At 69.1% G+C, this 13609-nt stretch carries 12 protein-coding genes; 7 read left to right on the forward strand and 5 right to left on the reverse strand.

All coding sequences use genetic code 11. The features are described 5' to 3' along the window. Positions 1–22 precede the first annotated feature (22 nt). Entirely contained in the window at positions 23–793 is a 771-nt protein-coding gene (locus AC56DV_RS19700; protein ID WP_496316429.1) for an alpha/beta fold hydrolase, read from the forward strand. Beyond that, positions 790–1167, forward strand: coding sequence for a VOC family protein (locus AC56DV_RS19705; RefSeq protein WP_496315932.1), 378 nt, complete (start codon positions 790–792; stop codon positions 1165–1167). Before AC56DV_RS19700 ends, AC56DV_RS19705 begins: the two co-directional genes overlap by 4 nt. A 22-nt stretch (positions 1168–1189) precedes the next feature. Here AC56DV_RS19705 and AC56DV_RS19710 read toward each other — a convergent pair whose 3' ends face one another. Continuing rightward, positions 1190–1990 (reverse strand): hypothetical protein, encoded by an 801-nt coding sequence (locus tag AC56DV_RS19710; protein WP_496315933.1) that lies wholly within the window; start codon positions 1988–1990, stop codon positions 1190–1192. A 127-nt stretch (positions 1991–2117) separates the two neighbouring features. Here AC56DV_RS19710 and AC56DV_RS19715 point away from each other — a divergent pair, with 127 nt between their 5' ends. The 4 genes from AC56DV_RS19715 to AC56DV_RS19730 all read left to right on the forward strand — a co-directional run bounded on the left by AC56DV_RS19715 (position 2118) and on the right by AC56DV_RS19730 (position 8566). After that, complete coding sequence (locus AC56DV_RS19715; protein WP_496315934.1) at positions 2118–2870, forward strand: M15 family metallopeptidase; 753 nt, start codon at positions 2118–2120, stop codon at positions 2868–2870. A gap of 83 nt (positions 2871–2953) precedes the next feature. Further along, on the forward strand, positions 2954–6742 hold the full coding sequence (gene tssM / locus AC56DV_RS19720; RefSeq protein ID WP_496316430.1) for a type VI secretion system membrane subunit TssM: 3789 nt from the start codon (positions 2954–2956) through the stop codon (positions 6740–6742). Beyond that, positions 6739–7734 (forward strand): type VI secretion system-associated protein TagF, encoded by a 996-nt coding sequence (tagF, locus tag AC56DV_RS19725; protein WP_496315935.1) that lies wholly within the window; start codon positions 6739–6741, stop codon positions 7732–7734. Before tssM ends, tagF begins: the two co-directional genes overlap by 4 nt. 10 nt (positions 7735–7744) lie before the next feature. Beyond that, complete coding sequence (locus tag AC56DV_RS19730; RefSeq protein ID WP_496315936.1) at positions 7745–8566, forward strand: OmpA family protein; 822 nt, start codon at positions 7745–7747, stop codon at positions 8564–8566. Between the two features lie 27 nt (positions 8567–8593). Here AC56DV_RS19730 and icmH read toward each other — a convergent pair whose 3' ends face one another. Together icmH and tssK (AC56DV_RS19740) are read right to left on the reverse strand one after the other, a co-directional pair. Beyond that, positions 8594–9376, reverse strand: coding sequence for a type IVB secretion system protein IcmH/DotU (gene icmH, locus AC56DV_RS19735; RefSeq protein WP_496315937.1), 783 nt, complete (start codon positions 9374–9376; stop codon positions 8594–8596). After that, positions 9373–10596: a type VI secretion system baseplate subunit TssK gene (tssK, locus tag AC56DV_RS19740; RefSeq protein WP_496315938.1), complete on the reverse strand. Its 1224-nt coding sequence runs from the start codon at positions 10594–10596 to the stop codon at positions 9373–9375. Before tssK (AC56DV_RS19740) ends, icmH begins: the two co-directional genes overlap by 4 nt. Positions 10597–10699: 103 nt before the next feature. Between tssK (AC56DV_RS19740) and gcvA the strand changes: the two genes are divergently transcribed. Continuing rightward, the gene (gene gcvA / locus AC56DV_RS19745) at positions 10700–11593 is read left to right on the forward strand and encodes a transcriptional regulator GcvA (protein WP_496315939.1); all 894 of its coding nucleotides are present in this window, start codon (positions 10700–10702) and stop codon (positions 11591–11593) included. A 26-nt stretch (positions 11594–11619) separates the two neighbouring features. Here the strand turns inward: gcvA and tssK (AC56DV_RS19750) are convergent, their stop codons facing one another. Next, a complete protein-coding gene (gene tssK / locus AC56DV_RS19750; RefSeq protein WP_496315940.1) occupies positions 11620–12966 on the reverse strand; it encodes a type VI secretion system baseplate subunit TssK in 1347 nt (448 codons plus the stop codon). Between the two features lie 49 nt (positions 12967–13015). Further along, positions 13016–13564 (reverse strand): type VI secretion system lipoprotein TssJ, encoded by a 549-nt coding sequence (gene tssJ, locus AC56DV_RS19755; protein ID WP_496315941.1) that lies wholly within the window; start codon positions 13562–13564, stop codon positions 13016–13018. Positions 13565–13609 lie beyond the last annotated feature (45 nt).

Below are 13609 nucleotides of genomic sequence, written 5' to 3' on the forward strand. Positions count from 1 at the left end.
AGCGGAGGAGAACACGATGGCAATGCTGGAACTGGCCGAAGGCGGCCAGCTGTATTACGAATGGATCGCGGCGGATGGCGGCGGGGCCGGCAAGCCGGTGCTGGTCTTCCTGCACGAAGGGCTGGGCTGCACCGCGATGTGGAAGGATTTCCCCGCGCGCCTGTGCGCGCAGACCGGCTGCCAGGGGCTGGTGTACGACCGGCGCGGCTACGGCCAGTCCGACCCCTTGCGCACCGGCCGCAGCGTGCACTATCTGCACCGGTATGCGCTGGAAGAGCTGCCGCAGGTCCTGGCGCTGCTGGACGGGCGGCCCTACGCGGTGGTGGGCCATTCGGACGGCGGCAGCATCGCCTTGATCCATGCTGCGGACCAGCCGCCAGGCCTGCTGGGCGTGGCGACGGAAGCGGCGCATGTGTTCGTGGAAGAGGTGACGCTGGCGGGCATCCGCGAGGCGCGCGCGGCGTACGGCGCCGGCAAGCTGCGCGGCCTGTCGCGCTATCACGGCGACAAGACGGACCGGATTTTCGGCGCCTGGGCCGACACCTGGCTGCGGCCGGCGTTCAGCCGCTGGAATATCGAATACCTGCTGCCATCGATTGCGTGCCCGGTGCTGGCCTTGCAGGGCTGCGGCGACCAGTACGGAACCGCAGCGCAACTGGACGCCATCGAAGCGCAGGCGCCGCGCGCGCGCAAGGCCATGCTGCCGGACTGCGGCCACACGCCGCACCAGGAGCAGCCGGAGGCGGTGCTGGAGGCCGTATCGAATTTCTTGAAGGAGCTGGAGGCGAGATGATAGACCACCTGGATCACCTGGTGCTGACCACGCGCGAGCGCGAGCGCTGCATCGATTTCTACACGCGGGTGCTGGGCATGCAGCTGGAGACATTCGGCGCCGGCCGCGTGGCGTTCAAGTACGGCGCGCAGAAGATCAACCTGCATGAATACGGCAAGGAATTCCTGCCGAAGGCGGCGCAGCCCACGCCCGGTTCGCTGGACCTGTGCTTTATCGCGTCCATTCCGCTGGACGAAGTGATCGAGCGGCTGGCGCAGCTGGGCGTGCCGATCGAGGAGGGACCGGTGGCGCGCACCGGCGCCAATTGGCCGATCCGCTCGGTCTACCTGCGCGACCCGGACCAGAACCTGATCGAGATCTCCGAACGCGCCTGATCCGGGCTGGCGGCACAACCAGTCAGTCGCCCATCGGCGTGCGGCAGGCCGCTTCGTGCAGCCATTGGCCATTGCAGATGCGCGCGCGGCACAGACCCGCCTCGGCGCCGCCCAGGCGCTGGCAGCGGCGCAGCAGCGAGTCGGTGCTGTCGCCGTCCCTGCGTTCCACCACGTCGCGCGTGTGCAGGACGGCGGACGGTTGGCCGCCGCTGTGCGCCACCAGTGCAGCCAGCAGCGCCACATCGTTATCCGCCTGCGGCGCGGCGGCGGCGGACCGTGCCGCGCCTGTGGGCGTCGCCTGGTGCGCCTGGTAGCGACGCGCTTGCGTCCCGCGTTCGCCATGCACAGCCGGATGCGCCGACCCGGGCGCGGCAGCCACCAGCGCTTTCGGCTGCGGGCCGCGCGGCCCGGCCGCAGCGGCCTTGGCGGCCGTCGCGGCCGTCGCGCCTGTGGCCGCAGCCGTGGCCTGCTTGTTTCGAGCCGGGGCGATCGCCGGCAGCGGCTCGTTGACGATGGCGGCTGCGCGCCGCTCCGCTTCTTCCGGTGCTGCGAGCAGCGGCGACGCAGACGCAATCGGCGCCAGCGCCTCGTTGTGCCGGGCCGGCGCCAGACCCAGATAACTGAAGCCCGCGACAGCCGCCGCAACCACCGCCAGCAAGGTCAGTAACGCCACGAGCTGGCCGGGCCGCAGCCGCGCCAGGCGCGCACTCGGCGTATTCGCCTTGCCGCTGTTTTCCAGGCTGGCCAGGATGCGCCGGCTGCCATCGCCCGGCTGTGCGGCGGCAAACAGGCCCGGCCTCTGCGGCGGTATGGATTTATCCAATCTATCCTCCCAAGGTTTGATCTGCTTCGGATCCGCTTGCCGATGGACGGCATACGATGGAGCGATTCCGGTACTGCCGCCATCAGTGTGCGGCCAGCCGTCCGGCCACGCTTTGACGGAGCGCACTATGCTTGTCATTTCCTTGCTGCTGTTGTTTTTGCTGGTGTGCCTCAGCGGCTGGCTGCTGCTGTTCCCGGCCGGGCGCGACGCCCTGGTCGCGCTGGCGCTGCCTTGCTGCCGCGCCTTGCTGCGCGAGCGCTACGCGTGGCTGCTGGCGTGCGGCGCGCTGGTGCTGCTGCTGCCGCCCACGCTGGCGCTGGTGGCGTCCCGCCGCCTGGCGCTGCCTGCGTTCGATGGCGGGGGATATGAAGCGAACGGCCAGGTGGCGGCTTTGCTGAAGGGCGAACAGCTGGTGCCGCCGCCGTCCCTGCCGCCGCTGGCTTTCACCACCGCCGAAGTAGTGCGCGCGCGGCCCTTGCTGGCGGGCGCCAACCGCAGCTGGCAACAGCTCCATCCCGATTTCGAGCAGCGGCTGCTGGCGGTGTTCCGCATCATGAAGGAGCGCCACGGTTACGACATGGCGCTGCTCGAAGGCTACCGCAGCCCGGAACGCCAGGACCTGCTGGCCAGCGCAAGCGCCAGCGTGACCAACGCCAGGGCTTTCCAGAGCTACCATCAGTTCGGCCTGGCCGCCGACTGCGCCTTCCTGCGCGACGGCAAACTGGTGATCTCCGAAAAGGATCCCTGGGCCATGCGCGGCTACCGCTTGTACGGCGAGGCCGCCGAAGCGGCAGGCCTGACCTGGGGCGGGCGCTGGACCATGATGGACTTCGGCCACGCCGAGCTGCGTTTGCCGGGCGCGACGCAACGCAAACGCTGAGAGTTGTTCTGCCTCAAGAATGCTTCGTGATGCCGGTGGCACCATAGCTCGGGTCTGCCGACTGGCGCCACGGAGCTATCATGATGCGACGAACCTGGCTGTTCCTCACCGACTCCCGCAATCTCACCATCGCCGGCTTCATCGCCGTGGCCGCGCTGTTCTATCTCGGCGCCGAGCTGCTGGAACTGGCGCTGATCTGGGCAGTGGCTGCGCTGGCTATGGCCTTGCTGGCATGGCTGCTGGTGCGCTGGCTGCGCCGCCGCCATGCGGCGCGCGCGGCCGCCGGGCTGGAGGCGGCCATGGCGCCAACCGAGGCACCGCCGCCGGCCGACGGCGCCGGCCGGCATGAAGTGGACGCGATCCGCAGCGGCATGCTGAAGGCGATCGCCACCATCAAGGGCTCGAAGCTGGGCCGCATGCCGGGATCGCGCGCGCTGTACGAGCTGCCGTGGTACATGATCATCGGGAACCCGTCCGCAGGAAAAAGCAGCGCCATCACCCACTCCGGCCTGCAGTTCCCGTTTGCCGATGCGCGCGTTGTGCATGGCGTGGGCGGCACCCGCAATTGCGACTGGTTCTTTACCGCCGACGGCATCGTGCTCGATACCGCGGGCCGCTACGCGGTGGAAGACGAGCACCTGGCCGAATGGCGCGGCTTCCTGGATCTGCTGAAGAAGCACCGCAAGCGCGCGCCGGTCAACGGCATCATCGTCGCGGTCAGCATTGCGGAGCTGCGCAGCGATCCGGACGGCGCGCTCAAGCTGGCGCGCAGCCTGCGCAAGCGGGTGCAGGACTTGATCGAGCGGCTGGAAGTGTTCGCGCCCGTGTACGTGCTGTTTACCAAGGCGGATCTGATCGCGGGCTTCAGCGACTTCTTCTGCCAGTGCGAACGCAGCGAGCGCGAACGCGTGTGGGGCGCCACCATGCCCTACAAGCGCAAGGCGGGCAGCGAAGAGCTGCTGGCGTTCTTCGACCAGGGTTTCGATGAGTTGCACGCGGGCCTGGTGGAAATGAGCATGGCCAACATGGCGCAGCCGCGCCGCACGCGCATGGCGCCGGGCGTGTTCACCTTCCCCATGGAGTTCGCCTCGATGCGCGCGCCGTTGCGGGCTTTCCTGGCCACGCTGTTCGAGGAAAATCCTTTCCAGTTCAAGCCGGTGTTCCGGGGTTTCTACTTCACCAGCGCCTTGCAGGAAGGGCAGCCTGTCAGCGCCCAGTCGCAGCGCATCGCGGAGCGCTTCGAGCTGGCGCTCAAGCCGGAGCAGCAGCAAGCGGCGCCCATGCCGTATGGCTCGGCCGGCGGCTACTTCCTGCTCAAGCTGTTCCGCGACGTGGTGTTCGCGGACAAGGCACTGGTGTCGCAATACGCAAGCCGCGCCAGTGCGCGCTTCAGGTATGCGGCGTTCTTTGGCGCCGTCCTGCTGCTGGGCGGTGCGCTGGGAGGCTGGACCTGGTCCTATATGGGCAACCGCCAGCTGGCGGCCAATGTGCAGGCGGACCTGGACAAGGTGGTGAGGCTGCAGGACAAACGGCTGGACCTGCAGTCGCGCCTGGAGGCGCTGGAAATCTTGCAGGACCGCATCGAGCAGCTGGAAAAGTTCGGGCGCGACCGCCCGTGGTCGCTCAGCATGGGTTTGTACCAGGGCGGCTTGCTGGAGCGCAAACTGCGCGAGGAGTATTACGCCGGCGTGAAGGAAGTGATGGTCAAGCCGGTGGCGGCCAGCCTGGAGGCGCTGCTGTTCGAGATGAACGCCAATGCGGACCAGCTGGCGGCGCCGGGGCCCGCAGCCGCAGGTGCGGCGACGGCGGCACCGGCCGCGCGCCAGTACGTCGACGCCAATCCGCTCAACGTGGAGGACGCCTACAACGCGCTCAAGACCTACCTGATGCTGGCCGATACGCCGCGCGCCGAAGCCGGCCATTTGAACGACCAGCTCACGCGCTACTGGCGCGGCTGGCTGGAGGCGAATCGCGGCGCCATGCCGCGCGAGCAGATGATACGCAGCGCCGAGCGGCTGCTGACCTATTACCTGGCGCAGTCGGGCGACCCGTCCTGGCCGCGCATCGAACAGAAGCTGGCGATGGTGGACCAGGCGCGCGAAAACCTGCGCCGCGTGGTGCGCGGCATGCCCGCGCGCGACCGGGTGTATGCCGACATCAAGGCGCGCGCCGGCGCGCGTTTCCCGGCCATGACGGTGGTGCGCATCGTCGGCGAGCAGGACCAGGCGCTGATGGCGGGCAGCCACGCCATTCCCGGCGCCTTCACCCGCGAGGCCTGGGAGAATTACGTGCAGGGGGCCTTCCGCGACGCCGCCAGCCGCGAGCTGCAAAGCACCGACTGGGTCCTGAAGACGGCCAGCAAGGACGACCTGACCCTGGAGGGCAGCCCCGAGCAGATCCAGAAGAACCTGGTGGAGATGTACAAGGCCGATTACGCCAGGGAGTGGCAGAAGTTCGTGCAGGGCGTGGCCGTGGCGGACCTGGACGGCTTCAACGGCGCGGTGGCGGCCATGAACCGGCTGGGCGACCCGCAGTCCTCGCCCATCATCAAGCTGCTCAACACCACCCATGAGCAGACCTCGTGGGACAACCCCACACTGGCGAACGCCGAAGCGAAGAAGGCGCAGCGCAGCTTTACGGACTGGATCAAGCACACCTTGCTGCGCCGCTCGCCGGCCCCGGTCAATGTGCAGCTGGACCCGGCCCGCTTCGAGCGGCCGATGGGGGTGGTGGGGCGCGAGTTCGCGGCGGTGGCCAAGCTGGTCGCGGCCAGGGACAAGGACGCCACGCTGCTGCGCGGCTACATGGACACCCTGTCGCGCCTGCGCACCCGCCTGAACATACTGAAGAACCAGGGCGATCCCGGCCCCGGCGCGCGCCAGTTCATGCAGCAGCCCCTGGAAGGCACCGGCTCCGAGCTGGCCGACGCGCTGCGCTTCGTCGACGAGCAGATGCTGACCGGGATGGGCGACGCGCAGAAGCGTGCCATTCGGCCGCTGCTGGTGCGCCCGCTGATGCAGACCTTCGCCGTCATCATCGGCCCGGCAGAGGCGGAAATCAACAAGACCTGGCTGGCGCAGGTGTACGAGCCGTTCCAGCGCACGCTGGCCGCCAAATATCCGTTCTCGCCGGGCGCCAGGATAGAGGCCAGCAGCATGGAGATCGGCCAGTTCTTCGGCCCCGAGGGGCTGGTTGCCAAGTTCGTCACCACCTCCATGGGGCCGCTGGTGGTGCGGCGCGGCGATGTGCTGGCGCCGCGCACCTGGGCCGACATGGGCATTGCGCTGTCGCCGCAGGCGGTGGCGCGCTTCCCCGGCTGGATAGCGCCGCTGGGCGCGGGCGGCATCGCCACCGCGTCGGCCGCCGCGCAGACCGTGTTCCAGATCCAGCCGCTGCCCGCGCCGGGCACGCTGGAATACACGGTGGAGATAGACGGCCAGCAGCTGCGCTACCGGAACACGCCGGCGCAGTGGACCAGCATGGTCCATCCCGGCCCGCAGGGCGTGCCGGGCGCGCGCATCACGGCGGTGGCCTTCGACGGCCGCAGCGTGGAGCTGTTCAACGAGCCGGGGCAGTTCGGCCTGAAGCGCATGATCGACGCCGCCGCGCGCAAGCGCAAGGAAGAGGGCGTGCACGAGCTGCGCTGGACCCAGGGCGGCATCAGCGTGGCGCTGGACCTGAAGATCACCAGCAGCCCCGAAGCCGGCGGCGGCAGCGCGCCGCAGGACCAGGGCTTCCGCGGCATGAAGCTGCCCGAGTCCATCGTCGGCGGCCTGCCGCCGGCGGCCGATCCGCCGGCTCAGCCGGCCGGGCCCAGCGTGCCGGCCGGCCCCGCCGCGCTGGCCGCGCTGCCGCCGGGAGCGGCGCAATGAGCCGCGCGGCCATGGGGCGGCTGCCCCAGCTGGCGCGCGTGGGCTACTTCGGGAAAATCCCCGCGCGTAGCGACTTTATCAAGGCCGGCGACAACCATGCGCTGGCCGGGCTGCTGGACAGCTGGCTGGCCGACACCATGACCGGGCTGACGGCGGAGCCGCGCTGGAAACTGCACTACGACGCCATGCGCCCGCTGCATTTCGCCTTCGTCGGCACGCGCAGCAGGCACGCCATTGCCGGCCACCTGGTGGCCAGCTGCGACCAGTCGCAGCGGCGCTTTCCCTTCCTGGCAATGAGCACGCTGGAGATCGACGACCCCGGCAGCTTCCTGCGGCACAGCCCCATCGTGCTGGCGCCGCTCTGGGCCGCGCTGGCCGGCAGCACGGCGGCTGCGGCGCTGGCCATGCACCCGGCGCCGCAGCTGCATGCCTTGTCCGCCACCGTGCTGGAAGTCGATCCGCACGACGCGGCGCACGCCTCCGTGCTGGACGATTTCCTCGGCAGCACCACGCTGGCCGGCCTGGAGGCCATGCTGGCGCAGGACGGCCGCCGCATCTCCGCGCGGCAGATGATACTGGCGGTGGGCCTGCTGCTGCAGCCTTTCGGCTGGAGCGGCAGCACGCGCCTGGATCGCAGCCTGGTGCTGCCGCTGCCGGGCGACCCCCTGCACCGGCCGGCGGCCGCCGCGCTGTGGCTGTCGCTGGCCGAACCCTTCCTGCGCCAGGCGGACGTGGAACTGGCACTGCTGGTGTGCGAGCTGTCCGGCCGGCCGATGCTGGTGCTGGGCTTTGCCGGCGCCTCGCCGGCCACGCTGCGCGGGGTAATCGATCCGCAGTACGCGGAGGCGCAGCAGATCGCCTTCGACAGCACCGGCTGGGTGGACGACATGATCGGCGGCGACCACAAGGTGCTGCGCCTGTCGGCCTGCCTAGAGCAGGAGCGCCTCACGCTGCGATCGGCCTGCGCGCTGTTTCACGAAACCTTTATTTGAGGAGCATGCCATGCGCTACCTTTCCGCCGCAGCGCTGTGCCGCGCCGCCGCCGCTACCGTCACCATCGTCGCCATCGTCGCCGCCGTTGCCGCCAGCGGGCCGGCCCGCGCCCAGCCTGCCTTGCCGGCCACGCCCAAGCCTGGCCAGGTGGTGGTCACCGGCACCGTGCCGGACGAAGCCAGCAAGGCGGCCATGCTGCAGCGCCTGCGCGAGCTGTATGGCGCCGAGCGCGTGGTGGACCAGATCGGCATCGGCAACGTGGCGCTGCCGCCCAACTGGAGCGGCTATGTGCAAAAGCTGATCGGCCCCAACCTGAAGCTGATCAGCAAGGGCGAACTGAAAGTGGACGGCAACAACGTCACGCTGCGCGGCGAGGTGGCCAACGAGGCGCAGCGGCAGCAGATCGCCAGCGACGCCGCCACCAGCCTGAATCCGACCTACACTGTCAACAACGGCTTGCGCGTAAGCGCGGCCGAGCAGGAACTGCTGGACGCCACGCTGGCCAGTCGCATCATCGAATTCGAGAGCGGGCAGGCCGCGATACGGATGTCCGGCAAGGAGATCCTCGACGAGATGGCCGGCGCGCTGCACAAGGTGAAGGGCAAGAAGGTGGAAGTGATCGGCCACACGGACAACGTCGGCCTGCGCGACAGCAATGTGGCGCTCAGCCTGGCGCGCGCCGAAGCGGTGCGGACCTATCTTGCGCAGAAGGGCATCAGCCCGGACATGATCGCCGTATCCGGCCAGGGCCCGGACAGGCCCGTGGCCGACAACGCGGCCAGCGAAGGCCGCGCGCGCAACCGCCGCATCGAGTTCCGCATTGCGCAGTAGCGCAATGCGGGGCGGCCGGCGCGCACGCTAGGGCAGTGTGATGGTCAGGCTGGCCGGGCGCGGCGCCAGCTTGACCAAGTCCGCATAGGCCGCCATGCCCTGCCGGGTGGCGTTGTCCAGCGACGACTTCATGCCGATGTAGACGCACAGCGCCGCCAGCGCGAACACCGCCGACAGCGTCCAAAGCGGCACGTCGCTGCGCAGCTTGTGCGCCACCTGGTCGGGCCGTTCCGCGCGCGGCGCGAAGCCCCGGCTCTTGCCCCTGATGTGGGCGATCTCGTCGCCCAGGCGGGTGGTCAGGCAGGCCAGCTTGTCGCTGCTGTCTAACGCATACTTCCCCTTGAAGCCGAGCAGCAGGCAGAGATGGAACACCTGCAGCGCCTGCAGCCGCGCGCCGCCTTTGCCGCGCAGTTCCTCCAGGCGGTCGAAGAAGTGCTCGCCGGCCAGCTGGTCACCGAACACCGTCAGCTGCAGCGGGCGCCGCTCCCACGGCTCGCGGATCGGGAAACCGGACGCCAGGATGATCTCGTCCAGCGCGGCGCAGTAGGCGTACTTCGCCGCCTCGATGTCCTCGCCCTGCGCGCGCAGACGCCGCGCCTCGTTTTCAAAGCCGGCCAGGAAGGCGGACACCTTCTCCGCGAACTCGTGCTCGCCCGGCGGGGCGGAGCCGTTCTTCAGCATGAACAGCACGTAGAAGCCCTCGTGCATCAGGTCCAGCAGCGATTCGATGCGCGGACCGGCCGCCGGTACTGCCCCCGCGCGGTTGCCGAACAGGGTAGGCGCGGCGCGCCGTTCGATCTGGGCCGTCATGGCGTCACCACGATCAGTCCGAGGCGCAGCCCGTCGATGCCGGCCGGGACGTAGATGGAAATCGCTTCCGCCCTGATCATTTGCTCATACAGTGCGCCTGTGCTCTCCAGCGCGAAGTAGCAGGCGCCGGGTTGCGCGGCCACGGCGACCGGAAGCTGCGGGACGTATGACAGTTTCAGGCCCTGCATGGCGAACTGCACGCAGCGCTGCACGTCGTCTGGCGCGCCGGCCTTGAAGCGCAACGGCGCCAGTTCCGCCAGCTCAGCTTCCGGCATGGCCGCGCCGACGGCCAGGTAGAGCGTGGCGCCGCGCCCGATTCGGCCCGCCTCCAGCGCGGCCGTATAGTAGCCGGGCCGCTCCTCGGCCAGCGCGATGGAAACGCTGCTCGGCGAAATGGCCGCGTCCAGCTGCATGCGGACGATTCCGCCCAGCTGCTCCAGGCATGGGCCGGGCTGCTCATGCTGGTAGGACGGCAGGCTGGCCGGTGTGCCGGCCCTGCAGTAGGGCGTCAGCGCGCCGGCCAGCGCCAGCATGGCTTCGAACAGGCGCTCGGGGTGCGGCGCCGGATGGCGCAGGTAGTGCGTGAGCGTGGCCCCGGCCGCGCTCACGCACTGCAGCAGGCAGAAGGCTGCGATGTCGGCCGCCGCGACGGCGGCCGCGCCGCATTGCCGTTCCTGGACATGGGCACGCAACGCGTCGGCCTTCGCCTGCAACGCAATCACCAGGCGCTCCAGTTGGGCTTTCAGGCGCGGCGCGTGCGCCACCGAAAGGCTGGGCGGCACGAATGAAGGGTCGGGGACGAAGGCGCCCGAGGCATCCCGGCGCAGCCGCAGCAGGGGAAAGCATTCGTAGCCGACATGCGCTTCCAGCTGCGACAGCAAGCGCACCCCCTTGCGCAGGCCGCCGGCATCGCCCGGCGCATGCGTGCCGCTGTTCAGCGCAGCCAGGGGCAGCGCGGCGTAATAGGTCACTTCGCGCAGGCCGGGCGGCAGCATGCCGAGGTCCACCTCCGGGGGCAGCGGATCGTTGGCCGGCGCGTCGCACAGGCCTCCGTCGCGGAAAATCGCCGACAGCGCGTTCAGGCGCAGGCAGTTGGACTGCAGCGCCGCCGCGTCCCACTGCACCGACCGTACGCCCCACAGGTACGGCTGCAGCGTTTGCAAGCTCAGTTGCAGACGCATTTCGCGGAAGGACTGGCTATCGGTGTACAGATTACTCATGATGCGCTCCGGCTATGTGAAGAATTTTCCGATGGTAAGGCTTGCTCAATAGGACACGTAGCGATATATTTTGGCTTTCCTTGCTAATAATTTTCACAAGTAGATGCGGCTGCCCTCCTTTCAGCAACTGCGTGCATTCGAGGCGGCGGCCCGGCACGAGAATTTTTCGCGCGCGGCCGACGAACTGCACCTGACCCATGGCGCCATCAGCCACCAGGTGCGGGCGCTGGAGCAGGAGCTGGGCACGCCGCTGTTCTTGCGTCACGGCCGCAAGGTGACAGTGACGGCGGACGGCTTGAAATTCGCGCAGGTGCTGGCCAGGGCTTTCGGCGATATCGCCGCCGGCGCGGAGGCGGTGCGCCTCGACCGCGGAAGCCTGCGGTTGACGGTATCGTCCATTCCTTCCTTCGCCGCGCATTGGCTGGCGCCCAGGCTGGGGCGGTTCATTGAGCGCCACCCGGAGGTGGAAGTGGTGCTGCTCGCCAGCGGCCAGCTGCAGGACCTGGAAAAGGAACAGATCGACGTCGGCGTGCGCTTCGGACGCGGCCAGTATCGGGGGATGGTGGTGGACCGGATGATGGGCGATGCGTATTTTCCCGCCGCCAGCCCCAATTACCGTGGCGGCGCGCTGCCAGCCATGCCTGCCGATCTGGCCCACGCCACCCTGCTGCGTTCGAACGAGCCCTGGCAGCCGTGGTTCCGGGCCGCAGGGCTGGATCTGCCCGAGCCGACAGGGGGCGTGATGTTCGAGGACCTGTCGATGCTGATGCGCGCGGCCATGGACGGCGAGGGCGTTGCCCTGGTGCGCCACGTGGTGGCGGTGCAGAAGATCGCGGATGGAAAACTGGTGCGGCTGTTCGATATCGGCGTGCCCAGCCTGAGCGACTACTATTTCGTCAGCCCGCCCAGCGCGGCGGCCAAGCCGCAGGTACTGGCCTTCCGCGCGTGGATGCAGGAAGAGATAGCGCTGTTCGCGGCCCAGCTCAGGCACAGCTAAGGCCTGCGGCGGGAGGCGGCGGGCGCTCATGCCGTCACCGCGATCAGTTCCAGGCGCAGCTCGCGGATGCCGGCCGGGACGTAGATGGAGATCGACTGCGCTTTCAGCATCTGCTCATACAGCACGCCTTTGTTCTCGAGGATGAAGTAGCAGGTGTCCGGCCGCACCGGGATGGCGGCCGGCACCTGCGGCGCGTGCGATAGCTTCACGCCCGGCATGGCGGACAGCACGCACTGTTCCACGTCGTCCGGCGCGCCGGCCTTGATGCGCAGCGGTGCCACTTCCACCAGCTCCAGCGCCGGCATGGCCGCGCCGATGGCCAGGTAGAGCGTGGTCTTGTGGTCGATCTTGCCCGAGTCCAGTTTGCCCCGGTGGTAGCAGGGCTTTTCCTCGGCCAGCGCGATGGAAAAGTAGCGCGCCGAGATGACGGTGTCCAGCAGCTCGCGCACGATGCCGTCCAGCTGCGCGAAGCAGGGGCCGGGCTGCTCGTGCAGGTAGGACGGCAGGCTGGCCAGCGTGTAGGCCTTGGAGTAAGTCATCAGCGCGCCGGCCAGACCCAGCATGGCTTCGAACAGGCGCTCGGGATGCAGCGCCGGATGGCGCAGGTAGTGCATCAGCGTGGCGCTGGCGGTGCTCACGGTGTGCAGCAGCCAGAAGGCCGACACGTCGCCGGAGCGGAACTCGATCACGTTGCGGCTCGGCTCCCGCATGTGGCCCTGCAGCGCGTTGACTTTGGCCTGCAGCGCGTCCATCAGCTGCTCCAGCTGGATCTTCAGGCGCGGCGCGGCCGCCACCGACAGGCTGGGCGGAATGAAGGAGGGATCGGGCTCGAAACCGCCGGAGACGATGCGGCGCAGCCGTATCAGCGGAAAGCATTCGTAGCCGCCGCGCGGTTCCTGGTCCGACACCAGCCGCACCGCCTTGCGCAGATAGCTCAACTCGGCCGGCGCCGCCTGGGTGTAGATGTCCGCCGTGGTGCGTTCCCCCTGCGCGTAGCGCGCGCCGTGCTGCCGGGCGCCGGGCGGCGCGCAGTTGCTGCCGTCCGGCGCCAGCGAGGGCAGGGCGGCGTAGTAGGTCACTTCCTGCACGCTGGGCGGCAGCGCGCCCAGGTCCACCGCCGGCGGCAGCGGATCGCTGGCGGGGGCGTCGCTCAATTCGCCGTCGCGGAAGATGGCCGACAGCGCATGCAGCCGCAGGATGTTGGCCTGCAGCGCCGCCGTGTCCCATTCCACAGACAGCACACCCCACAGGTAGGGCTGCAGCGCCTGCGCGGTGAGCTGCAAACGCGCTTCGTGGTAGCGGTCCTGCTGCTGGAAGTGCTGCGGGCGCAGGAACAGGCCCTCGCCCCAAAGTACCTTCGCGGCCGTGTTCATAGGCTCTCCTTGTTCATACGTTCTCCTTCGTCGTTCTTCCGGGTGAGGTTCAGGGCTGGCAGCGGGTGCCGGCCAGGGACTGGCCTTGCACGCTGAGCGCGCAGGCATGCAGGCCGATGGTGATGCCGGTCTTTTCCGCGTCGTCGGCGGCAAATGCGGCGCGCCAGCGCTGCGGCGCCGGCTTGCGGAACAGCGCCACCACGCCGATGTGCGAGGCTTCGCGGCCCACGCTTTCCATTGCCTCGTAGCGCTGGCCGGGTATCAGCTGCACCTCCTTCACCTCCACCAGGTCCGCTCCCAGCAGTTCGCGTTCGGTGTGCGCATTCAGGAAGCCGTGGTAGCCGGCGCGCTCGAACGCGGCGCTCTGGCGCAGCTTGTAGATGCGGGCCGACAGCGCCAGCGGCTGCCCGTCGCCGCCGGCGTTCAGGTTGCCGCCCGCATGCAGCCGGATCGCTACCTGGCGCGGGGGCTTCTGGAGTTCGGGAAGCTCGGGCGGCTTGCGCAGCCCGGCCAGTTCCATGGCGCCGCCGGCGATGGTGCCGGCGGCGCAGCCGGAAAGGACGAGGGCTGCGACGGTCACTGCTGCGGTTTGCTTCATGGGGCTTCCTTTTTGCGCTTGGCGGGCTTGGCGTTCGTCCATTAA

It is taken from the genome of Massilia sp. BGA-UO-ETr-WB1, assembly GCF_059567845.1.

Coding starts and splice junctions, on each gene's coding strand:
- icmH (WP_496315937.1), bottom strand. CDS start 9,376: ATGACGGCCCAGATCGAACGGCGCGCCGCGCCTACCCTGTTCGGCAAC.
- AC56DV_RS19730 (WP_496315936.1), top strand. CDS start 7,745: ATGCGCTACCTTTCCGCCGCAGCGCTGTGCCGCGCCGCCGCCGCTACC.
- AC56DV_RS19705 (WP_496315932.1), top strand. CDS start 790: ATGATAGACCACCTGGATCACCTGGTGCTGACCACGCGCGAGCGCGAG.
- gcvA (WP_496315939.1), top strand. CDS start 10,700: ATGCGGCTGCCCTCCTTTCAGCAACTGCGTGCATTCGAGGCGGCGGCC.
- tagF (WP_496315935.1), top strand. CDS start 6,739: ATGAGCCGCGCGGCCATGGGGCGGCTGCCCCAGCTGGCGCGCGTGGGC.
- tssK (WP_496315940.1), bottom strand. CDS start 12,966: ATGAACACGGCCGCGAAGGTACTTTGGGGCGAGGGCCTGTTCCTGCGC.
- tssM (WP_496316430.1), top strand. CDS start 2,954: ATGCGACGAACCTGGCTGTTCCTCACCGACTCCCGCAATCTCACCATC.
- tssK (WP_496315938.1), bottom strand. CDS start 10,596: ATGAGTAATCTGTACACCGATAGCCAGTCCTTCCGCGAAATGCGTCTG.
- tssJ (WP_496315941.1), bottom strand. CDS start 13,564: ATGAAGCAAACCGCAGCAGTGACCGTCGCAGCCCTCGTCCTTTCCGGC.
- AC56DV_RS19700 (WP_496316429.1), top strand. CDS start 23: ATGCTGGAACTGGCCGAAGGCGGCCAGCTGTATTACGAATGGATCGCG.
- AC56DV_RS19715 (WP_496315934.1), top strand. CDS start 2,118: ATGCTTGTCATTTCCTTGCTGCTGTTGTTTTTGCTGGTGTGCCTCAGC.